Origin of the sequence: Candidatus Accumulibacter meliphilus (assembly GCF_036625345.1) — a bacterium.
GTDB classification, from domain to species: Bacteria; Pseudomonadota; Gammaproteobacteria; order Burkholderiales; family Rhodocyclaceae; genus Accumulibacter; species Accumulibacter meliphilus.
This window is the reverse complement of record NZ_JAZKTZ010000001.1, coordinates 201,387-223,626: the sequence shown is the minus strand read 5'-3', so window position 1 is coordinate 223,626 and position 22,240 is coordinate 201,387. Positions and strand designations below refer to the sequence as shown.

General features: G+C 62.5%; 21 protein-coding genes. 9 read left to right on the top strand and 12 right to left on the bottom strand.

Going from position 1 to position 22,240, the window contains the following annotated elements:
• Positions 1–19: 19 nt before the first annotated feature.
• Together tpx and V5B40_RS01050 are read right to left on the bottom strand one after the other, a co-directional pair.
• Positions 20–523 carry a thiol peroxidase gene (gene tpx / locus V5B40_RS01055; RefSeq protein WP_332352716.1) on the bottom strand — a complete coding sequence of 168 codons (504 nt, stop codon included), beginning with the start codon at positions 521–523 and terminating at the stop codon, positions 20–22.
• 277 nt (positions 524–800) lie between these two features.
• On the bottom strand, positions 801–2,210 hold the full coding sequence (locus V5B40_RS01050) for a sensor domain-containing protein (protein WP_332352715.1): 1,410 nt from the start codon (positions 2,208–2,210) through the stop codon (positions 801–803).
• Positions 2,211–2,588: 378 nt separating this feature from the next.
• Here V5B40_RS01050 and V5B40_RS01045 point away from each other — a divergent pair, with 378 nt between their 5' ends.
• Positions 2,589–3,227 (top strand): LysE family translocator, encoded by a 639-nt coding sequence (locus V5B40_RS01045; RefSeq protein ID WP_332353227.1) that lies wholly within the window; start codon positions 2,589–2,591, stop codon positions 3,225–3,227.
• 302 nt (positions 3,228–3,529) lie between these two features.
• On the opposite strand, the gene V5B40_RS01040 is transcribed toward V5B40_RS01045, so the two are convergent.
• The 9 genes from V5B40_RS01040 to V5B40_RS01000 all read right to left on the bottom strand — a co-directional run bounded on the left by V5B40_RS01040 (position 3,530) and on the right by V5B40_RS01000 (position 12,093).
• The gene (locus V5B40_RS01040; RefSeq protein ID WP_332352714.1) at positions 3,530–5,953 is read right to left on the bottom strand and encodes a heavy metal translocating P-type ATPase; all 2,424 of its coding nucleotides are present in this window, start codon (positions 5,951–5,953) and stop codon (positions 3,530–3,532) included.
• Between the two features lie 71 nt (positions 5,954–6,024).
• Positions 6,025–7,014 (bottom strand): YncE family protein, encoded by a 990-nt coding sequence (locus tag V5B40_RS01035; protein WP_332352713.1) that lies wholly within the window; start codon positions 7,012–7,014, stop codon positions 6,025–6,027.
• 78 nt (positions 7,015–7,092) lie between these two features.
• Entirely contained in the window at positions 7,093–7,455 is a 363-nt protein-coding gene (locus tag V5B40_RS01030) for a c-type cytochrome (protein WP_332352712.1), read from the bottom strand.
• Positions 7,455–8,135, bottom strand: a complete 681-nt coding sequence (locus V5B40_RS01025) for a methyltransferase family protein (RefSeq protein ID WP_332352710.1) — start codon at positions 8,133–8,135, stop codon at positions 7,455–7,457. The genes V5B40_RS01030 and V5B40_RS01025 overlap by 1 nt, the downstream gene beginning before the upstream one ends.
• Positions 8,132–8,413 (bottom strand): DUF2933 domain-containing protein, encoded by a 282-nt coding sequence (locus tag V5B40_RS01020; protein ID WP_434735805.1) that lies wholly within the window; start codon positions 8,411–8,413, stop codon positions 8,132–8,134. The genes V5B40_RS01025 and V5B40_RS01020 overlap by 4 nt, the downstream gene beginning before the upstream one ends.
• A gap of 26 nt (positions 8,414–8,439) precedes the next feature.
• Positions 8,440–9,225, bottom strand: a complete 786-nt coding sequence (locus tag V5B40_RS01015) for an HD-GYP domain-containing protein (RefSeq protein ID WP_332352708.1) — start codon at positions 9,223–9,225, stop codon at positions 8,440–8,442.
• Between the two features lie 61 nt (positions 9,226–9,286).
• Positions 9,287–9,715: a MerR family DNA-binding protein gene (locus V5B40_RS01010; RefSeq protein WP_332352707.1), complete on the bottom strand. Its 429-nt coding sequence runs from the start codon at positions 9,713–9,715 to the stop codon at positions 9,287–9,289.
• Positions 9,716–10,006: 291 nt separating this feature from the next.
• The gene (locus V5B40_RS01005; protein ID WP_332352706.1) at positions 10,007–11,410 is read right to left on the bottom strand and encodes a heavy metal sensor histidine kinase; all 1,404 of its coding nucleotides are present in this window, start codon (positions 11,408–11,410) and stop codon (positions 10,007–10,009) included.
• Between the two features lie 2 nt (positions 11,411–11,412).
• A complete protein-coding gene (locus tag V5B40_RS01000; RefSeq protein WP_332352705.1) occupies positions 11,413–12,093 on the bottom strand; it encodes a heavy metal response regulator transcription factor in 681 nt (226 codons plus the stop codon).
• A 218-nt stretch (positions 12,094–12,311) separates the two neighbouring features.
• Between V5B40_RS01000 and V5B40_RS00995 the strand changes: the two genes are divergently transcribed.
• On the top strand, positions 12,312–13,472 hold the full coding sequence (locus V5B40_RS00995) for a c-type cytochrome (RefSeq protein ID WP_332352704.1): 1,161 nt from the start codon (positions 12,312–12,314) through the stop codon (positions 13,470–13,472).
• A 154-nt stretch (positions 13,473–13,626) separates the two neighbouring features.
• Here the strand turns inward: V5B40_RS00995 and V5B40_RS00990 are convergent, their stop codons facing one another.
• Complete coding sequence (locus tag V5B40_RS00990) at positions 13,627–15,708, bottom strand: helix-turn-helix domain-containing protein (protein WP_332352703.1); 2,082 nt, start codon at positions 15,706–15,708, stop codon at positions 13,627–13,629.
• Between the two features lie 298 nt (positions 15,709–16,006).
• Here V5B40_RS00990 and V5B40_RS00985 point away from each other — a divergent pair, with 298 nt between their 5' ends.
• The 7 genes from V5B40_RS00985 to V5B40_RS00955 all read left to right on the top strand — a co-directional run bounded on the left by V5B40_RS00985 (position 16,007) and on the right by V5B40_RS00955 (position 22,213).
• A complete protein-coding gene (locus V5B40_RS00985) occupies positions 16,007–16,486 on the top strand; it encodes a c-type cytochrome (protein ID WP_434735804.1) in 480 nt (159 codons plus the stop codon).
• Positions 16,487–16,724: 238 nt separating this feature from the next.
• Positions 16,725–17,066: a hypothetical protein gene (locus V5B40_RS00980; RefSeq protein WP_332352702.1), complete on the top strand. Its 342-nt coding sequence runs from the start codon at positions 16,725–16,727 to the stop codon at positions 17,064–17,066.
• Between the two features lie 155 nt (positions 17,067–17,221).
• Positions 17,222–17,659, top strand: coding sequence for a c-type cytochrome (locus V5B40_RS00975; protein WP_332352701.1), 438 nt, complete (start codon positions 17,222–17,224; stop codon positions 17,657–17,659).
• Positions 17,660–17,990: 331 nt separating this feature from the next.
• Complete coding sequence (locus V5B40_RS00970; RefSeq protein WP_332353224.1) at positions 17,991–19,790, top strand: copper resistance system multicopper oxidase; 1,800 nt, start codon at positions 17,991–17,993, stop codon at positions 19,788–19,790.
• Positions 19,791–19,816: 26 nt separating this feature from the next.
• Positions 19,817–20,962 (top strand): copper resistance protein B, encoded by a 1,146-nt coding sequence (locus V5B40_RS00965; RefSeq protein WP_291984742.1) that lies wholly within the window; start codon positions 19,817–19,819, stop codon positions 20,960–20,962.
• A 72-nt stretch (positions 20,963–21,034) separates the two neighbouring features.
• On the top strand, positions 21,035–21,514 hold the full coding sequence (locus tag V5B40_RS00960; RefSeq protein WP_291984740.1) for a cupredoxin domain-containing protein: 480 nt from the start codon (positions 21,035–21,037) through the stop codon (positions 21,512–21,514).
• 117 nt (positions 21,515–21,631) lie between these two features.
• Complete coding sequence (locus V5B40_RS00955) at positions 21,632–22,213, top strand: carboxymuconolactone decarboxylase family protein (RefSeq protein WP_291984738.1); 582 nt, start codon at positions 21,632–21,634, stop codon at positions 22,211–22,213.
• Positions 22,214–22,240 lie beyond the last annotated feature (27 nt).

The window sequence follows — 22,240 nt, the reverse complement described above, 5'->3', positions numbered from 1 at the left end:
CAGGTCAAAGGGGCGCTGCTCAGGCAAGCGCCTGCAGCGCAGCGTCGTAATCGGGTTCGTCCTTGATTTCGGCAACCAGCTGGCCATGCAGCACCCGGTCGTCGCCGTCGAGCACGATCACTGCCCGCGCGGCGAGGCCGGCCAGCGGACCGTTGCTCAGAGAAACGCCATAGTCCTGGAGGAACTCGCGACCGCGCATGGTGGACAACGTCAGCACCGACTCGAGACCCTCGGCAGCGCAGAAACGGCTCAGCGCAAACGGCAGATCGGCCGAGATACAAAGCACAACGGTGTTCGCCAGGCCGCTCGCCTTGGCATTGAAGGTACGCACCGACGTTGCGCAGGTCGGCGTGTCCACGCTCGGAAAGATGTTCAGGACCTTCCTCTGACCGGCAAAAGCGCTCAGCGAAACGTCGGCGAGATCCTTGCCAACGAGAGTGAACGCAGGGGCCGTCTGACCTTTCTGCGGAAAATCGCCGCTAACCTGAAATGGGTTGCCACCGAGAGTTACTGTGCTCGTCATGTTGATTCCTTTGTTTTCTGGAGAAAGGGTGGTGCAAGTTGGCAATCGATCGGCACCGCGTGTAGGCGCCTGGCCTGACCGTTCTGGTCAGCGCTCTTTGGTCATTATTTCACGGTGGAAGTTCTCGAACCACAGCTGCGTCAACTTTGCTCGACCTGCATCGCACGCGATTGACATCCTCCTTGACCGCGAACGGGCGCAGGTCGCTCCCTCTGCCGGCGATGCCGCGAGCTGGCCATGGGCCAGTTCGCGTGCCAAGCAGTCTGCTGCTCTGCACCTACTGAACCTGCCTGGCGTGCATGCGGTAGCCGTTGCGACCAGCCGTCTTGGCACGATACATCGCCGCATCGGCGTCGCGCAGCAGGCTTCCGTGGTCATCGCTGTCCTCCGGATAGAGCGCGATGCCAATGCTGCAACCGACCTGCACGCAATGCTCGTCAAGCTGAAACGGCTGCCTGACCGTCTCGATGATGCGCTGCATCACGCCTTCGACGGCCTCTCGAGACTCCGGCTCGGCCAGCACGATGACGAACTCGTCGCCACCGATCCGGGCAACGGTGTCGGAAGTGCGCACCATCGTCAGCAGGCGCTTGGCGAGCTCGACCAGTAGAGCATCACCGACCGCATGCCCCATGGCGTCATTGATCGGCTTGAAGTGATCGAGGTCCAGGAAAGCGAGTGCCAGCAGGCGTTTGTGTCGCGCCGCCTGCGACAGGGCGAGATTGATGCGCTCCTCGAGCACCATGCGGTTGGCGAGTCCAGTGAGCGGGTCTTGCCGGGCGAGAGCTTTCAACTGCACTTCGTAGTGCTTTTGCTTGCTGATGTCCTGCAGCGTCTCGACGGCGCCAATGGGGCGTCCATCGGCGCCGTGTAGAGGCGCCGCGGTGAAGTACAACCAGCGCCCGCCGCCCGGGAACTGCGGAAAATAGTCCCTGGCTTCCCAGGCACCGGCGATCAAGGGTGAAGGTCGCAGCTGGTCGGCGTAGAGCTCGCCCATTTGGCCCTCCGTCGCATCAAGCACCAGGTCGGCCATGACCGGTCGCGGATGCGGATAGAACGGTCGCCACTGCTCGCGCGAGCCGACCATCTGCTCGGCCGGCGCCCCGAGGATCGCCTCGCAGGCGCGATTCCAGTGTGTGACGCGATGCTCGGCGTCAATGACGAAGGTCGGCACCGGCGAGCCCTGAACGATTTCAGACAACAGCAAGGCAGCATCGCTGGCCGCCCGCTCGGCTGCCCGCTGCGCGGTGACGTCGCGCAGCGTCTCCACGGCGCCGACGACAACGCCGCTCTCGTCGTACAGGGCGGCGGCACTGAAGACCAGCCACTTGCCGCCATCGGGCATCCGCGGGAAGAACTCTTCGAGCTCCCAAGCGTCCTCGAGCGAAGCCGATGGACGATATTTTCCGGCGTAATAGCGTTCGAGATCCTCCAGCCGTGAGCCATTCAGAGCGAGATCTGCGATCACCGGTCGCGAGTTCTGGTAGAACGCGGACCACGCTCGCGTCGTCCCCAGCACGGAATCCTGAGAAACCCCGGTAAGCTTCTCGCACGCCCGGTTCCAATGCACGACGCGGTGCTCGGCGTCAATCACGAACATCGGGATCGGTATGGCTTCCACGACCTGCCTGGCCCAGGTCGACGAAAGCTGCTCTCGGGAACGATCGATACCTCCACCGTTGTTCATGCCGGGCCCTCCATTGGCGGACATTTACCGTGAAAGTCGCGTCCGCGACTCACGAATCTCCCTTCTCCACCTGCGGGAGAAGGGTCGGAAACGAGGGGAACGGTCACGACATTCATCATCAGGAGAGTCTCGACATGTCATCACCGTTTGGGTATATCAGACAGTATTCAAAAGCTGCACGACGCGGCTGGCGAAAAAAAATGAACCCGAAAGGAGCTTTTTTTGCGCAAGGTAGCTGATTGCTGACAATTTGTCAGGTTTACCGCAGACGGATTGCTCGCATCGCCTTGTATTTGATCCATCTCTTCGACAGCCAGGGAAGTGCGATGTCCGCGATCACCCAAATCAGCGAAAGCAGCCAAATGCTGCTCGGCAACTCTGCCGCAATACTGCCCTTTTTCCGCCTTCGTGCTGGCCAGCCTGGTACTCGCGGCCACACCGGGACCGGGAGTGATCTATATCGTGGCGCGCACCCTGGCCCAGGGCCGGCGAGCCGGGCTGGTTTCGCTGGCCGGCGTCGCGCTCGGCAACCTGGCCAACGCCGTCGGCGCGTCGATCGGCCTGGCGGCGCTGTTTGCCGCCTCGGCTCTGGCATTTACCGTCGTCAAGTACGCTGGCGCAGCCTATCTTGTCTATCTGGGCATCAAAGCGCTCGGCGAACGCGCTGCACGGCAGACGGACAAGGCCACTTTCGGCGCCGCCGAGCTTACGCCGATATTTCGCGATGGCTTTGTCGTCGCGCTGCTCAACCCCAAGACGGCGCTGTTTTTCGCCGCCTTCCTGCCGCAGTTCGTCGACCCAATGACGTCGGCACTGTTGCAGAGCGTGCTTCTGGGATTGCTGTTCGTGTTCATCGCCGTCGTCACCGACTGCCTTTACGTGCTGACCGCGAGTGCGGTGCAGCCAGCGTTGCTGCGCCACGGGCGGCTACGCGGCGCCGGCCACTACCTGAGTGCCGGGGTCCTGATCGGCCTCGGCGTCCTCGCCGCCGTCACGGGAACGCGCAGCAGCAAATAGCCTCAGGCGGAGCGTCATGAGGGCCGCGCCGGCGATGCCGTCACGCCCCTGACAGCAAAAGCACTAAGGCGATTTCTGTCAAAGAACATACCATCTTGCTTGTCTTTTCGCCCGTCTTCTGTGTTACGACAACAGTTACATAGTTCGACTATGCGCCTGTTGTCGCGCCTTGAAGCCGACCGAAAATCCGGCGCAATCTGGTACGTTCTTTTCCGGCAATCGCCTAACTATCCGGCTCGACCATCATGTCGCACACCAGGTCTTCGACTTTGCTTTCTATTGGCATCGCTTTCTCCCTCAAATCAGATAGAGATCCTGCGCAGCCGCAAGGCGTTGCTAATCACCGAGATCGACGACAGACTCATCGCCGCGGCGGCAAAAATCGGTGACACCAGGATGCCCAGGAAGGGATACAGGATGCCGGCAGCGACCGGAACCCCGGCGGCGTTGTAGACCAGGGCAAAGAACAGGTTCTGTTTGATGTTGCGCATCGTCGCCCGGGCCAGACGGCGGGCGCGCACGATACCGTTGAGGTCACCCTTCACCAGCGTGAAGCCGGCGCTCTCGATGGCCACGTCGGCGCCAGTGCCCATGGCGATGCCGACGTCGGCCTGCGCCAGTGCCGGCGCATCGTTGACGCCGTCGCCGGCCATCGCCACGTGGTGGCCTTTGGCCTGCAAATCCTTGATGATCCGTGCCTTGTCGGCCGGCAGTACGTCGGCACGGATTTCATCGATGCCCAGGCGGCCGGCGACGGCACGCGCCGTGCGTTCGTTGTCGCCGGTGGCCATGATGATCGTCAGGCCCTCGGCGTGCAGGGCCTTGAGTGCTTCGGGCGTACTCTCCTTGACCGGGTCGGCGACGCTTACCAGGCCGGCGATTTGTGCGCCAATCAGGATGAACATCACCGTCTCACCCTCGTCGCGGCGGGCGTTGGCCGCCCCGACGAAGCTGCCTCCATCGAGGCCCAGTTCAGTGAGCAGGGCGGCATTGCCCAGGGCCACCGCCTGGCCATCGACGACGCCCTTCACACCTTTGCCGGTGAGCGCCTCGAACTCGTCAGCCTTGGCCAGGTCGATGCCACGCTCTTCGGCTCCCCTGACGATGGCTTCGGCCAGCGGGTGTTCAGAGCCTCGTTCCAGACTGGCCGCGAGGCGCAGCACTTCGTCTTCCTCGTGCCCGGCAGCGGGCAACACTGCCACCAGCTTCGGTTTGCCGACGGTCAGCGTGCCGGTCTTGTCGACGATCAGCGTGTCGACCTTGGCGAAGCGCTCCAGCGCTTCGGCGTTCTTGATCAGCACGCCGGCCTGCGCGCCGCGCCCGGTGGCGGTCATGATCGACATCGGCGTCGCCAGGCCGAGCGCGCAAGGGCAGGCGATGATCAGCACCGCCACCGCTGCGACCAGAGCATAGGAAAGCGCCGGTGCCGGTCCCCAGGTCGCCCAGGCGATGAACGCCAGGATGGCGATGCCGATCACTGCCGGAACGAACTTGCCGGCGACCGCGTCGGCGAGCTTCTGGATCGGCGCCCGCGAGCGTTGCGCGTTGGCAACCATCTCGACGATCTGGCTGAGCACGGTGTCGCCTCCGACCCGCTGCGCTTCGATGATCAAGGACCCGGTGCCGTTGACCGTCGCCCCGGTGACCGTGTCGCCGGCGACCTTCTCCACCGGTACCGGCTCGCCCGAGATCATCGACTCGTCGATCGACGAGTGACCTTCGCGCACGATGCCATCGACCGGCACCTTGTCGCCGGGGCGCACCCGCAGGTGCTCGCCGACGACAACGTCCTCAAGAGGGATTTCCTCCTCGCGCCCGTCGGCACGGATCACGTGCGCCGTCTTGGCGGCGAGGTCGAGCAGCGCGCGGATCGCCGAACCGGTGCGCTCACGCGCGCCCAGCTCCATCACCTGCCCGAGCAAAACCAGGACAACAATGACCGCACCGGCCTCGAAATAGACGCCCACATGCCCCTGCGCGTCGCGGAAGCCATCCGGGAACAGCCCCGGAAAGAGGACCGCGACGATGCTGAACAGATACGCCGAGCCAACGCCCAGGCCGATCAGCGTGAACATGTTGAGGCTGCGATTGACGACCGATTTGACGCCGCGCACGAAGAACGGCCAGCCGGCCCACAGCACCACCGGCGTACTCAGGACCAGCTCGACCCATAGCGCCGTGCGTTCACCGAGCAGATCGCGTACGAAGCCCAGACCGAGGAAGGGCCCCATGGTCAGGATCAGCAGGGGCACGGTGAGCACCGCGCCGATCGCGAACCGGCGCCTGAAATCGACCAGCTCGGGGTTGGGGCCTTCGTCAGCGCTCGGAACGCCGATGGGCTCCAGGGCCATGCCGCATTTCGGGCAATCCCCGGGCGCATCGCGAACGATTTCGGGGTGCATCGGGCAGGTGTATTGCGTGCCGGCCGGCGCTGAAGGCGCTTGCTCCGCTTGCTTCTTGTGCGCGCCAGTCAGGTAGTGCGCAGGATCCACGGCAAACTTGTCGAGGCATTTCTGCGAGCAGAAGTGCCAGGTCTTACGCTCGTACTCGAAGCTCGGCTTGCCAGCGCCAAGCGTGACGGACATGCCGCAAACCGGATCCTTGACCGTCCTGGCGCCGGCGGCATCGTGACCAGGGTGCAAGTCGTGGGTGGCGTGAGCATGCTCGGGCTGGTGATGCTGATGTTCGTGCCCGCTCGACCGTGCCTCGTTTGTCTTCGTGTCCATGGCAGCCCTTTCAAGGTAGTCCTGCTAGCAGTTTCGACCTGTGTGTCGCTCACCGGTCAAGCGCTATTTCTTCAAGGCACCACTGCCAGCTGATGTCCTTCGCCGCCGGGTAGGGCGATGGTGTCCAGCACTTCCAGCGAGGTTTGATCTACCACCCAGATCTTCGGCTCCTTGCGACTGGAGACGTAGAGCTTGCCGGTGCCGCGCACGGCCCCCAGGTGATACGGCGCCGGCGCAAGCGGCAACACGCGGCGCTCGTCCGTCAGCGGGTCGAGTGCCACCAGCTTGTCTTCGGAGATCAGGCTGACAAAGAGCCAGCGACCGTCATCGCTGATGTCGAGCCCGTGCAGGCGCTTGCCCATCTTGTATTCGCGCTCGACCTTGCCGGTCTCCAGTGAAACCGCGCTGACGGCGCCGCTGCGCGCGTTGGCCACGTACAGGCGTTTGCGATCGGGTGCCAGCAGCATGTGCTCTGGTGAGGCGCCGGCGACCAGGGTGCGTGTGACCTTCCAGTCGGCGGTATCAATCTCGCTGATCGTGCCGTTGCCGCTGTTGCTGACGTAGACCCGTTTGCCATCGGGGGTGACCACGGCGTAGTTCGGCGCCGGCCCGGTGGGTACGGTGCGGACGACCTTGTTCTCGGTCAGGTCGGCGACACTGATGCCGCCGCGCGTCGGATGCGTCGACAGCACGTAGCGACCATCGGGCGTGATGGCCTGATGATGCGTCCACCCGGCCACAGGAATGGTCGACATGACGTGGCCGTGCGCGGGATGAATCACCGCCAGCTTGCTGTTTGCCGTATCGATCGGGGCACCCTGTGGCAAGGGTGTCTCCGACAGGCTGCCGGCGACCAGGTATTCGCCATCCGGGGTGGCGACCAGGCCGTGCGGGTTGTCGACACCGTCGAAGGTCGCGGTGATGCGATTGCTCGCTGCGTCGACGGCGATGACCTTGTTGGCCGAACCGAGCGGGATATAGACCGTCAGGCCGGCCCAGGCCGCTTTTGCCGAGAGCGTAATGACTATGGCCGTCGCAGCCAGACTCAAAGTGCGTTTCATAGTGATTTCCTTCTTGCGAGAGTAAGTTTCGTCAGGTCCTGGCGTAGGTTGGTCACAGTGCCAGGCGTGCTCGTTTGGTCATCGGATGCTGAATTCCTGACGCATGTAATGCACGACTGCCTTGATATCCTCGTCGCTCAAGCCAGGGTTGCCGCCGCGCGGCGGCATCGCCATTGGCGACCCGGGGCTCTGAAAGCCTTCGGCGATACGCTTGATCAGGACCTCGTCGGGGACTGCCAGTGGGCCGTCCTTGGCGGTCAGATCGGGGACGCCGGGCAGCACGCCGGCACCATCAGCACCGTGGCAGGCGACGCAACTGAACTGGTAGGTCGATTCGCCCGTCGCAGTGCCGGCCACCACTACTCGGGGCACTGTGGCCAACGCGACCACTGCCGCCCCACCAAGGCCCAGGGTTGCCAATGCCAGCTTGGTGGCACGCATCACGGACCTTCCTCACCTTTCAAACTCACCGGTGCGCTCCCGGAAGCGACGGTCCAAAGCGGCAAGAAGGCCGGTGTGCGCTGCGCGTAAGATCGCCACACGTCGCCGAAGCTTGCCGCCGCGTCGCGTTCCTCGCGGCGTGCAAGGCGCAGGTAGACAACGACCATGATGGGGAACATCGCCAGGGTGATTAGCGTCGGCCACTGCAGCAGGAAGCCGACCATGATCAGGATGAACCCCAGGTACTGCGGATGGCGCAAGCGCGCATAGGGTCCGGTAGTGGCCAGCACGCCGCTCGCCTGCGCCGCGTAGAGTACGCGCCACGCCGCAGTCAGTAGCCAGAAACCAGCGCCGATGAAGACCATCGACAGCAGGTGGAACGGCCCGAAATGCGGGTTCGATCGCCAGCCGAACATCACTTCCAGCAGGTGACCGGAGTCGTGCTGGAGGAAATCCACCCCCGGAAACTGTTGCGTCAGCCATCCGGAGAGCAAATAGATGGTCAGCGGGAAGCCGTACATCTCGGTGAACAGGGCGACGATGAATGCCGAAAACATGCCGAGCGTTCGCCAATCGCGCTTGCTGCGCGGCTTGAAGAAACTGAAGGCGAAGAAGATGAATACCGCAGAGTTGACGATTACCAGCGACCACAGGCCGTAGGAAGATGACGCGTCGCTCATTTGTCGTCGGCCTTATTGGATGTGTGGCCTTGAGCATCGTGATCACCATGACCACCGTGGCCGCCGTGCATGAAAATGTGCATCAGCGGACAGGCAAGCAGGAACAGCCATGGCCACCAGGACGGCACCCAGGCCAGCACGTGCGTGCGATGCTCGACGGCGAGCAGAATCAGCGAGACAGCGGCGAAGCCGCCGAACACCCATGTGGCGCGTCGGCTGTTGCCGGCGCCAGGCGAGGCGGGGGATGTTTCGTTGGCGGAAGGCTCATGCGAATTCACAATTTGCTCCTTGGCGGGTTGGTCGATTACGTTGCGGAAGGTCGCTCATGGCAAGCGAGCAGCGCCACACTTGAGCGCAACCATCTCCCTGAGGTGGCTTGCTCCTGCAGGAATACTTCGACGGCAAGCGGATCGAACTGGCTGCCGCTCATCCGTTCAATCTCCGCTTTCGGCGTGTCGAAGTCGACGCCGCGCCGGTACGGGCGGTCGGAAGTCATGGCGTCCAGGGTGTCGATCACGGCGAACAATCGCGCACCAAGCGGAATCTCGTTGCCACGTAGCCCGGCCGGGTAGCCACTGCCGTCGTAGCGTTCCTCGTGACACAAAACAATTGCGGCGGCTGCGTCGAGGGCAGGCATCGGCTTCAAAATGCGCTGCCCGGCCTCCGGATGCGTACGCATGATCATCCACTCGCTCTCGTCGAGCGGTTGCGGCTTGAGCAGGACCGCATCCGCGATGCCGATCTTGCCCAGATCATGGAGCAGTGCGCCCCAATACACATCGCGCAAGCGCGCTGCTTCCGTCGTGAAACAGCGCGCCAGGACCAGGGTGTGGCAGGCCACTCGCTTGGAATGGAGGCCGGTCTCGTGCTCGCGCAAGTCGAGCGCTGCGACCAGCGCCTCTGCGAAGCCCTCGTAGGCGTGGGCAGACGCGTTCGCTTCCTGCGTGCGACTATGCAGATAGCACGCTTCGCAGTAGCACCCGGTGTCGCTGAGGGCGGCAGAGAGGCCCGTGCTGAGGGTGCCACACGAGCGACAGCCCCCCTCGGCGGGGCGGCGGTCAGTGCCATCGTTTTCGCGGTTCATATCCATGCCTCAGTTACCGTTTTCAGTTTTCGCAGAAGGCAGCTTGGACCTGCGGGCCGCTCGCAGGTCAAGCGTCGGCTGTGGGTTGGCACTCGTCACTTGTCGCGTCGATCAACGCACAGGTGGCGTGACCGTCGGGCTCGCCGTTCGGCATTTCCGCCCACAAGCTCAGTGCCAGTTCCAGGCGTGCCTGCAGGGCCTGCATCTCGGCCACTCGTTCGCGCGTTTCGACGATGCGCCGCTGGACGATCTCTCTGACCATGGGGCAAGGCGTGCGACCGCGATCGGCCACGCCAAGAATTTCGGCAATTTCGTCCAGATGGAAGCCGAGACGCTTGGCGCGCAAAACAAAGCGCAGGCGATGGACATCGGCATCCTTGAAACGACGATAGCCGTTGTCAGGGTCAATCGCTGGAACCAGCAACCGGATGCTCGCGTAATAGCGGACGGTATCCGGAGTAACGCCCACCAGCCTCGCCACTTCGCTAACTTTCACGAATTTTCTCCTGTCCAGAACCAGCGTTGAGCAGCCCCGCACGGGGCTTTTTCAGGGAAGAGAGTGGTCGCCTTGGATTCCGTGCAGGCACCAAATATTCGCGCATGTCCTGTATCTGCCGCCTGGCGAGCCCGGGTTCTTGCCTTGCAGCACCCTTTACCTTTGCCCATGGTGCCAGTCGGATCCCCACGAGGAGATGACTGCAGGATTACGGTTCAGTCACCTGTCGTGGTAGGTGCCACCACGGGCGCTAGTTGGAGGGCAGCAAATCCTGACGACACGACCGATAGCTCAGGAATTCGCGGGAGGTGCTGCCGGGACTAGCGGCAAATGCAGCGTGAAGATCGTTACGCCAGCGTCGGACGTCACCTCGATTCGACCGCCGTGCATCTCGACGATGCTGAGGGTGATGGCCAGCCCCAGTCCGGCGCCCTCTCCGTGACGGTGCCGCTCTGGACTTGCGCGATGGAAGCGCTCGAAGATCTGCGACAACTGGTCGGACGGTATCGTATCGCCGTGATTCTTCACTGCCAGCGTCGCCGAGCTGGCTTCGCTGGCAATCAAGATCTCGACGGAGCTTCCGGCCAGTGAGTGACGAAGGGCATTCGACAACAGGTTGGAAAGCGCACGACGCACCATCACGCGATCAGCAGTGACATTCGCCTCCCCGGCGAGAACGATCTTCACGCCCTTCTCATCAGCCAGCGCTTCGTAAAAATCAAAGAGTGCCCGTGCCTGATCGGCCAGATTGACGGTTTCCGTCACTTTCGGCAGACGTCCATCTTCTGCCTGGGCAATAAACAGCATGTCGCTGACCATCCGCGCAATGCGCTCGTACTCTTCCAGGTTGGACACGAGGACTTCCCGATACTCGTCCGGACTCCGAGCATGCGACAGGGCGACTTCGGTCTGGGTCATCAGGTTCGAGACCGGCGTGCGCAACTCATGCGCAATATCGGCAGAGAAATCGGACAAGCGGCGAAATGATGCGTCCAGTCGCTCCAGCATGCCGTTGAACGCGATCACCAGATCGAGAACCTCGGTCGGTGCGTCTCGCTCGGCAAGACGCTCGCCGAGATGTTCAGCCGACAAGCCGCGTGCCGTAGCCGTCATTCGCCGTAGCGGCGCGAGCCCGCTGTGGGCGGCGAACAGGGCGAACAACGCGGCGATGATCGCGGCGAAGAAAATATCGATCCACAGGCGCTTGCGCACCTGTTCCAGGAAGCGCACCTGATGTGAGATATCGAGCCCGATCAGGGCCCTCAAGGGTGTCGGTCTGGACCAGAAATCGAGCGCCTCAACGGTGGTTTGCAGCCCGATGTATTGCTTGCCACCTTTCTCCCATCTCGTCGTCACATCCAGAGCTGCGCCATCGTCGAGCTGAGGTTCATCGAAATTCTCCAGGCGAATGCCATAGATTACCCCGCCCTCTGCGTTGCGCAGTACCACCCCCAGCTTATCGTGACCAATGAAGGCGTCGTCCAGCCGGCGTGGCAGGGTTGCGGACAATTCGGCGCGATGCAGGAGGTTCTTGATGAGTGTCACCTTGCCAGTCAGTTCCTGATCGTCGAGCTCACGAAGATGTTCTTCAACGGCATGGCTCTGCACCAGCACGACGACCACCAACAGGATGGCAGTCAGAAGCGCGAAGAGCAGCGCCAGCCGTGTGGTCAGCGACCTCGGCCACGGTCGCATGCTCAGAGGGCCTCCGGAATGTCCAGTACGTAGCCCATGCCGCGCACGGTGCGGATCAGCTTCGCTTCGAAGGGCTCATCCACCTTTACACGCAGGCGACGCACCGCGACATCGATCACATTGGTATCACTGTCGAAGTTCATGTCCCACACTTGCGAGGCGATCAGTGAGCGTGGCAACACCTGCCCCTGGCGACGGAGCAGGAGCTCGAGCAGCGCCAACTCCTTGGCCGTGAGATCGATCCGTACTCCCGCGCGGCTTACCCGGCGGCGCAGCAGATCCAGCTCGAGATCCGCGGCCCGTAGCGTCTCGACCTCCTGCGAACGACCGCGCCGCAACAGCGTGCGGACGCGGGCAAGCAGCTCCGAAAAAGCAAACGGCTTCACGAGGTAGTCATCCGCGCCGAGCTCAAGCCCGCGCACCCGGTCTTCCACGCCGTCGCGCGCGGTGAGGAAGAGTACCGGCATCTCGTGGCCGCTACGACGCACGGTTTTCAGCACTCCCCAGCCGTCAAGCGAGGGCAGCATCACGTCGAGAACAAGCAGGTCGTAATCGGCGCTCAGCGCCAGCTGCAGGCCGTCGAGACCATCGTGTGCGAGATCGACGACGAAACCCGCCTCAAGCAGGCCTTTGCTCAGATAATCGCCCATTTTTGGCTCGTCTTCGACAATCAGGATCTTCATGTAAGTTGCCCTCTGCCAAGTCTGTTTTCGCGATTGTGCCCGCTTGCGGTACCGCCGGAACCCCATTACAGAAATGTAATTGCCATGTCAGGTTTCAGACGGGGTGACATGCGCATCATCGTTGACTACAGGCGTCGCAAGTTCTGCCGAGAGTCGCTTTGAGCACACTGTGCCTCGGTAGCTGTTATTCGTTTCAACGATCGAAGGATTGACCCGCCATGAAGACATCAACCTTGTCCGCCGTGCGCTGCATTGCTGCCTTGTTTTTCGTCGTCCCGCTCGCAGCCGTCGCGGCCCAAGAGTTGGGTCGGATCTTCGCACTCGTGCCATCCAACGCCAGCAATGGCGTTCTGGCGGCAACCAGAGAAGGCCTCTACCTTGCGCAGCCGGACGGTCGGCTGACCTTGCACGTCAAACGCGACGGCGGTTTCGTCGCCCTCGCAGCCGACCCGTCCGACGCCAACATCCTGTACGGCAGTGGCCCGGCGGGAGGCTTGCTTCACTCGGATGACGGGGGCAGGCGTTGGCAACGACAGAGCCAGAATGGACCCGAAAGCTTTACCCTGCTGACCGTAAGTCCGACTGACGGGAAGCACTTATATGGCGTCGCCGATGCTCTCTATGCCAGCAAAGACAGCGGTCGCACGTGGACGCGTAGCGGCGACGCACCTGACAAGCTGATGAACATCTCGGCGTCGTCGAGTGGTCTGTACGCCGGAACCGAGGAGGGCTTGCGCTTTTCAACTGACGACGGGGCTTCCTGGCGGCCGGCGTCGATGTTGCGCATTCCGGTGACCATGTTTAGCGCTGAAGCCGACGGAACGCTTTACAGTTTTCAGTTCGGGCAGGGCCTTCTAAAAGCACACGAGCCCGAATTGGCATGGACGCCGCTGGCCAATGCCTTCGGCGGACAGGCGATCCTGGTGATGGCGCGAAATGGCAATCAACTGTTCGCCGCCACTCATATCGGAAAACTCTTCGTCAGCGCAGACGACGGCCGCAGCTGGCAGGCAATCAACCGGCCACGCGGACCGGAAAGCGCGGCGGAGAAGCGGGGCGAAAAGCTGTTCGCTGCCAGTTGCCAGGCCTGTCATGGCAGCGCCGGAATAGGTGAAGCGCCGCAGTTCCGCAAGAGCATGCAGGGTCTGGCGCCCGCGCTGGACGATAGCGCGCACGCCTGGCATAACGGCGATCAGCAGTTGCAGAACACCATCCTCATGGGCAGTCTGGTACCGAACAGCCGGATGGTGGCCTTCGAGGAGCACTTGAGCCCGGACGACGCCGCGGACCTGGTCGCCTATATGAAAAGCCTCTGGAATGAGCGCGCCCTGCGCTGTCAGGGCGCAAAACACATGAGCCCCGGCTGCATGACGCATTGACCGAAGCAAGCGATTCAGGACCGCCGACAAAGCGAACCGCGTCCGCTGCCAAAGGCTTCCACTAGCTACTGGCGACGAGTGTCGCCTTTCCAGACCTCCCGGAATCCCCGGCGAACGTGGTCTAATTTTGGACAGTAGGTCGGCGAAGGCCGTCTCATAGCGGAGACTGGCCGACCTCGATGCGCAGCCATTTTCCGCCGGGGATCCTGGCGCCGAGACCAGTGAGCTTACGGCACAGCTGTTCTTGGGCATAACGGCGTGCGGGTTGCTGTAGCGGCTCCAGGCGAACGACCACCCAGTGTTCGTCACTGCGTACCCAGCCATGGCAGTTGAAAATCGCATAGAGCAGGTCCACCCGATCGCTATCCTTGGCATAGCTGTCGTCAAGCCAATCGAGAAGCTGGCGGCGCACGTTCCATACGGAACTCGTGACGAAGTCGAAGAGATTCTTGCCCTCGTTATCGATGGCGTTGAAGGAGCGGTAATCGGACAGCCCCGTGACATTGACGCGCTCGGGCAAGCGAGCCTTGTCAGCCTGGAGTTGTTTGAGTTGCGTTTCGCTCACGGCGATGGCCGCAGCAAGCCGCCGATGCCGACTGTTGTGGCGCTCACTTCCGTCCCGATTGAAGCTGGGTTGAGTCTTGGCCTGTTGCTTGTAAAGCTTGGCGAGATGGCCCTGGGTGCTCGCAATCTGCTGCGCAAGCCCTTTGATCTGGGGATTGGCGATGTCCTGTTTGTCGCTCTCGGCCAAGCCGAAACCCGGATGGTAATGATAGGGATGACGCCCCTTGATGTGTTTGAAAGTGTTCTCCGAGGCGCCCCAGCGACTGAGCATCGCGGTCAGCACCTCTTGCGGCGACCACTGAAGGTCAGCGTCCCAGCAGAGCACGCTGATGCGGTGATTGGTACGCAAATTCCACAACACCACCCGACGCAGGTCGAACGTATGCGCCAGCTCGGCCATGCCGGTGTCGGGATCGGGATCGGGATCGGGATCGGTTTTAGGTGGGTAGAGGCACGCCTTGGTCTCTTCGAGCAGGCGATAATCCGTGCCGTTCATCGACACGCTGTGCGTGAAGTCTGCGGCCGGCAAGGCCCTGAGCCGCGCAGGATTGGCGTTCTTCTCCCAAGTGATGAAGGGGGTGCGGCGGCGCACGAGTTCGCTGAAAAAGCCCAGCCCATCGCCCTCACGGTCGAAGACCTGTACCGGCGGGGTTCCCAGGGACTGTTGTCGCGCATACTCGCCAAGCCTCAGAATCTGGGCGCGCAGGTCTCCCTTGCCCTCCTGAATGTCGAAATAGACGATGCGCCCCTGTTCGTCACAAGTGACCAGATTGGTCTGTCCGGGCATCGGCATCCGCCGCTGTGTATTCCAGGCCGCATGCACCTTGTCCTGTCCGGTATAAGGCAAGAGATGACCGTCCGTAAACCACAGCCGGGTGGCGACCAGGCCGCAGCGGATCTGATCGGCAAAAAACGCCTTCAGCAGCGCACCGGCCCGAGACTTGCCGGCGACGTCATGGAACCAGGACCACAGCGTGTCGAGAGCGGGTAGCCGCCCCAAGCCCAGGAGCCGTCCCGCCTCCTCGCGCCGCTCATGTTTGAGCTGCTCGATGGAGCGGATGTTACGCACCGCCATCAGCACGAACACCTGGAAGATGCGCCAACCGTTCCCGAACAGCTGGGAGAGCCGTTGCATCCACTGCCATTGGCTCATCAGGACCAGCAAGACAGGGAAAATGCCGGCATAGCGGCTGGCTTCCCAGTCATGGTGTTCCGCATAGGGAAGCTCGATCACTGCGGCGGGAACCTGTTCCGGTGAGGCCTGCTCCGCGACTGTCTGGCGGCTCGGCTGATCGACACGCACGACCTCTTCGAGGGGCGCTTCCTCCAGCGCACACCGCGCCGCGGCTTCGCCATCCCACGCGAGTTCCTCTTGGGTCACTTCCGCGGTCAGCCGCTTCTCGGCACGCCGCAAAGCTTCGAGTTCGCGGGCCTTGGAGCCGGGGCGGCGTTTGTCAACATGCAGCCGACCTTGCCGTTCTTCGCTCACGCTGCGGCTCGGACTATAGCCATGCAGCAGGCCGGTCACCCCAAATAGCCGATAGCACTCGCGATAGTTGTGGAGCGTCTGGCGACTGAGATTGAGCACCTCGGCCAAGCGCGTCTGGTTCAGCTTCCTCTGTAATAACTCAACCACCAGGAGGCGCCGCTCGGCCTTGTCGGCAAGATTCACCCGTTTGCTCAGACTGCCATGATGATAAAGGTCACCCTGGCTGCGAGGGCCACGCGGAAGGTGCAGACAATAGCCTCTGCCCAAGTCGAAACGGCCTTCCTGCTTAACCGCTGGTTCCAATAACTCGCTCTGCGTCACCCCTCACCCCCAGGTCCCCGCTGCCTGACGCGATTCTAGCATGAGATTTATGCTTATTGCACTTCTTATTGCGTATTTACAATAGGCTATAGGCCGTGTTGTCCAATAAACGCTTTCCGTTCCCGGCCTGGCGAACGTCCAAAAAACGACGATAACGCCTTTGAATCATGCGGTTAGCGGGGCGTCTGAGTCGAAGTTCCGGGAGGTCTGCTTTCTCCTTGGCGCGATCGCGTGGGCCACTTGGCAAGGCAGTACCAGTACACCCCTGATCGACGCCAATGACGCTCGCCAGCCGGCAAAGGGGCGGCGCGTCTATGCACAATACTGCGCGAGCTGTCACGGTGCGAATCTGGAAGGGCAACCGGCGTGGCGCGTGCGCCGCGCGGACGGCCGCTTGCCGGCGCCACCGCACGACGCCAGCGGGCATACGTGGCACCATCCGGACGAGGTCTTGATCGAGATCGTCAGCAATGGTCTCCAGGCTGGCCGGTACGCTCCGCCGGGCTATAGCAGCGATATGCCGGGTGTTGCGAACATTCTCACGGAGGAAGACGTTCGTGCCAGCCTTGCCTATATCAAGAGCACTTGGCCCGAAGCTCAGCGCGCTCATCAGTCGCGCGTCACCCTTTCCGCTAAATAGGAGCTCCGCAGCTCCTTGGGATCGTTCTCGATTGAGCAATCGACGAGTGACACGCCGACGTGATCCTCGTTGCCGACGAGGACGCCCGGCAAGGCCGTAGAAGAGGCGCGCAGGCCTTCAAGAGCGGAGATGACAAAAATGTCATTCCTGCGTCAGGTCGTCGTCGGCATGGATCGCCGATACTCGTAAAGGTAACGCATCGCCAGCGACGAACCACTCACCAATCAAAGGAATGACCATGAAAACCCTTTCCCGCCAGATCCTGATGATCACCTTGGCCACTGCGCTGAGCGCACCGGTCGCCTTGCTGGCTGCCGAAAAAGCAACCCCGGCGAACCCGCTGCACGATCAAATGCAGGCCCGAATGCAGACCATGCAGGCGCGTATGCAGACTATGCAGAAGACTGAAGGCGCAGCGCGCATGCCGATGATGGCGGCGCAAATGGACGACATGCAGGCGATGATGAAAGACATGGACGCCGCCGGCTGTCCGATGGGCAGCGGCCAGGGTGGCATGGGCATGCAGGGTCAGCAAGGGATGCCGATGATGCCGGGAATGCATGGCAGTCAAGGGAAGTAAAACCCATGCTTACCTGGCTGAAACAACTCCTCGCCAGCTTTCGCGACTGGCGACAGGCCAATGCGGAAGCGCACGCCAAGTCAAAACCACATTCATGCTGCTCAGCGCCACCGCCGGGGGCTGGCAGCCATCACGACCATGGACGAAAAGCATAAGTGAAGCAGTCATTCAATCAATCCCTGACGATTTCCGATAGCCATCGCAATACCCGCCTGCAGCTTTGTCTGCTCACGCTGCTGATCGTCGCGGCGGCAATCAGCCTGCCCGTCGCGGCGCAAAGCATTCAGGTGCCGCAGCCGAGCCCCGGGCTGATGCCCAACCCGGCAGCGGGCAAGGCCCTGTTCGAGAAAAGCTGCGCTTCCTGTCACGGGGCCAATCTGCAAGGCAACGACAAGGGGCCGCCAATGTTGAACAGAATCTACGAACCCTCGCATCATGGCGATGCTGCTTTCCAACTGGCGGTAAAGAACGGCTCGCGCGCACACCACTGGAAGTTCGGTGACATGCCGCCGGTTCCCGGCCTGACCCCCGACGACGTCGCGCAGATCACTGCCTATGTGCGGCTCGAACAACGCAAGGCAGGTATTCAATAGGGCCACCCGCGGTCCTTGCTCCGGTGGCGCCGGATGCGTCTGCAACTCGCACCCGCGGTTTGCGGCGGCAGTGTCTTGTTAACCGACGTGTACCAGCCAGAGGTACGCAATGGTGGCTCCCGGCTGCGAGGTGACGTCGGGAGCGCCGACTGACTGGGCGGGAAGAACTGACAGTCTTGTAATGGCGTGCTCATCTTCGCGACAGCACCGCTTCGCTAAGCTCCAGGCAGCCTCGATCGCTCCCGGGCAGTTTTCTCGGCTGCCGAGTGAGCCGTCCCGCCGCGCTACACCGCTACACCATTTCCGCTTGGAGACCATTGAAAGATGAGAAATCGTTTTACCGTTTTCGCTCGCCGTTCCGCAGCTACCGCGGCGGCGATTCGTTCAAGGGCTCGCAGCCGGCGGTGTGTTGGCGGGCTTGTCGTCTTTCGCTGGCAGTGCGCTGGCGGCTGCCGGCCAGGGCTCGATAGCCACGGCGCCGGTGCTGTCGGGGGCGAACATCGACCTGGTCGTCGCCGAAATCGCGGTGAACTTCACCGGTACGCCACGCCTGGCGACAACCATCAACGGCTCGATCCCCGCGCCCACACTGTACCTGCGCGAGGGCGATGAGGTCACCATCCGGGTCACCAATCGCCTGCCTGTGGCGACGTCGATCCACTGGCATGGAATCATCCTGCCCTATCAGATGGACGGCGTGCCCGGTATCAGTTTCGCCGGTATCGCGCCCGGCGAAACTTTCACCTACCGTTTCCAGATCGAGCAGAGCGGCACCTACTGGTACCACTCGCATTCCGGCATGCAGGAGATTACCGGTATGTACGGCACGATCATCGTCGAGCCGCGTGATGGCGAACGGATCCGCGCCGATCGCGACCTCGTGGTGCAGTTGTCCGACTGGACCGACGAGGACCCGATGCAGGTCTTCGCCAAGCTGAAAAGCCAGAGTGACTACTACAACTACAAGCAGCCGACGGCGGTCGAGTTCTTCCGCGATGCCTCGCGCGAGGGCCTGCAGGCGGCGGTTGGCAAGCGCAAGATGTGGAACGAAATGCGCATGAGTCCGACTGACCTGGCCGACCTGTCGGCGGCGACGCTCACCTACCTGATGAACGGCACCACGCCGGCCGGCAACTGGACCGGCCTGTTCCGCCCCGGCGAGCGGGTGCGCCTGCGCTTCGTCAATGGTGCCGGCAACACTTTCTACGACGTGCGCATCCCGGGTCTCAAGATGACCGTAGTGCAGGCGGACGGCGTCGATATCGAGCCGGTGAGCGTGGACGAGTTCCGCTTCGGCCCGGGTGAAACCTACGACGCAATCGTCGAGCCGAAGGACGAGGCCTACACCATTTTCGCACAATCGATGGATCGCACCGGCTATGCCCGCGGGACGCTGGCCATGCGCGAAGGCGTGAGCGCGGCAGTGCCCGAACTCGACCCTGCTGAGTGGCTGACGATGGCCGACATGATGGGCGCGATGGGCGGCGGGATGAGCGCTGGCAGCATGGATGGTATGGATCATGGCGCCATGGCAGGAATGAACCACAGTGCAATGGCCATGGATCACAGCCAGCACGGCATGGCGATGGGCGGGTTGGCGACGGCCAGTCAGATTGTTCGCCACGCCCGCACCGAGTATGGCCCGAGCACCGACATGCGCGTGGACATGCCGCGTACCAATCTCGACGACCCGGGCATTGGCCTGCGCAACAACAGTCGCAAGGTTCTCACGCTCGCCGACTTGTCGACCATCGGCGGTCCTATGGACCCGCGCGGAGCCGAGCGCGAGATCGAGCTGCATCTGACCGGCAACATGGAGCGCTACGCCTGGTCAGTCGATGGGCTCGAGTTCGGCCAATCCACTCCGGTGCATTTCAACTACGGCGAACGCCTGCGGGTGATCCTGCACAACGACACGATGATGACCCACCCGATGCACCTGCACGGCATGTGGAGCGAACTCGAGACACCAGACGGGCAGTTCCAGGCCCGCCGGCACACGATTCCAGTGCAGCCCGCACAGCGCTTGAGCTTCCTGGTGACCGCCGACGCGCTCGGCCGCTGGGCCTGGCACTGCCACCTCCTGTTCCACATGGACGCGGGCATGTTCCGCGAGGTGGTGGTGACATGAGCGCTTCAATCAGAAGGGAGAAGACGATGCAGCAATTCAGCGCGCTGGCCCTGGGCCTCGCCTTGTCGGGCGCAGCCACCGCATGGGCACAATCAGCGCCGGCGGCGGACGAACACGCGGGACATCATGGCGCGCCGTCACCGGCGCCCGTCGCCTCACCAGCCATACCAATGCCCGGAATGAATCACGGAACCATGGGGTCTGGCGCCATGCCTGACGCGGGGAGTGGCATGGCCGGTATGGACCACGGCGACATGAAAACGCACGGTGGATCCGGTTCCGCCGCGGCACCGGCGATGCCGATGTCCGAAATGAACCACGAAGCGATGAAATCTGGCGCCAAGCCCGATGCCGACGGCAGCATGAAGAAGACGACGACACCGGCTGCCGGTGATATGTCGGGCATGGACCATGGTGATATGAACATGCAGGGCGGCAGCGCGCCCGCCGACGCCCGTGACCCGAACGCCTACTCGGACGGCTACACGCTCGACACGGGAAAATATGCACTCCCGGGACCGGAGCGCCTGCGCCTCGCCGATGAACACAGCTTCGGCAGCGTGCTCTTCGACCGCCTGGAGCGCGCCTACGGCCGCGATGGCAATGCCACTTCCTACGAGGGGCAGGCATGGTTCGGCCGCACCTACGATCGCCTGGTACTCAAGGCGGAAGGCGAGTATGCCGGCGGCAGGCTGGAGGACGCGCGCACCGAAATTCTCTGGGGACACGCCATCGCCAGCTACTGGGACACGCAGCTCGGTGTGCGCTTCGATTCAGGCGAAGGACCCGACCGGACCTGGGCCGCCTTCGGCGTGCAAGGGCTCGCTCCCTACTGGTTCGAGCTGGACCTGACCGGCTACGTCGGCGAAGAAGGGCGCACGGCACTGCGCCTGAGCGCCGAGTACGAATTGCTGCTCACGCAGCGCCTGGTGCTCCAACCGCGCCTCGAAGCCAATCTGTACGGCAAGAGTGACGAGGCCCGCGGAATCGGCAGCGGCCTGTCCGACGCCGTGGCCGGCCTGCGCCTGCGCTACGAGGTTAACCGCCAGTTCGCGCCCTATGTGGGCGTCGAATGGGCCAGAAAGTTCGGCCAGACCGCCGACCTGGCCAAAGCTGAGGGTAACCCGCGAAGCGAAACCCTGTGGGTCGCCGGCCTGCGCTTCTGGTTTTGATGAAAACAACGACCGGCTCTTGACCCTCCCGATCATTGCCATTAACGACAACAACGAAAGAAACTATTGACCATGAAAACCCCAATCATTCTTCTTCTATTGAGCGCTCTACCCGCGCTGGCAACAGCGGCGGGCAATCACCAGGGCGGTCACGCCATGCACGGCGATCAACAAGCGAGTGCGGTCGGCACGCCCGGGAAGGCGGCGGACGTCACACGTACCGTCGAAATCAAAATGAACGACTCGATGCGCTTCGTTCCGGACGCGATCACCGTCAAGGCGGGCGAGACGATTCGCTTCTTCATCCGTAACACTGGCAAGGTACCGCATGAGATGGTGATCGGGTCGATGACAGAGCTCAAGGAGCACGCCGAGATGATGCGAAACATGCCCGGCATGCAGCACGACGAGCCCAACATGATCACCCTGAAACCGGGCCAGCGCGGTGGTCTGGTCTGGAAATTTGACCAGCCGGGCAGTGTCGATTTCGCTTGCCTGGTTCCGGGTCATCTGGAAGCGGGCATGGCCGGGAAGGTGATGGTGAGCAAGTAATCGCCGGGCATTGCGCCACGTCGCACCAAGGCGTCGAGCCGATGTCTCACAATCTACCGATATCAATGTCGCCGGAATGATTCGAGTTTTCCTCGGCCGACATCTGGAGAAAACTGTATGGCTTTCGTTGACACATCCAAGGGCCATCCATTTCCCTGGTACGTCAGGCTGTTCTTCTGCAACCAGCGCCGTCGCTATGGCTCGGTGCTCGAGCCGGCAAAGCTGTGGGGCCGCACACCCAAGGTTTTCGCTGCGCTCGCCACGCTCTATGGCGCGCTCGATCGGCGGGCATCGCCGTTGGCGCCCGCCTTGCGATCCCTGGTGACCGTGCGAGTGTCACAGATCAATTGGTGTGCCTTCTGCGTCGATATCAATTCTGCGACCGTGCTGAAACGCGGCGTGGATTCGGGGAAGCTTGCCGAGCTCCCGGTTTACGAGGACAGCACGAAGTTCTCTGAGCAAGAAAAAGCTGCGCTCGCCTATGCCGAGGCGATGACGTGGTCTGACCGGCAGACGACAGCGAAACACTTCGCTCGCCTGCGCGCACATTTCAACGATGATGCAATCATCGAGCTGACCGCGCTCGTGGCGTTCCAGAACATGTCGAGTAAATTCAATGCGGCACTTGGCGTTGAACCCCAGGGGTTTTGCACGGCGGGGGCGAAGGTGGTGAGACTGGTCAACCAGACCCATCTTTGACCGTGCGCCGCGCTTCCTTGAAGAGGT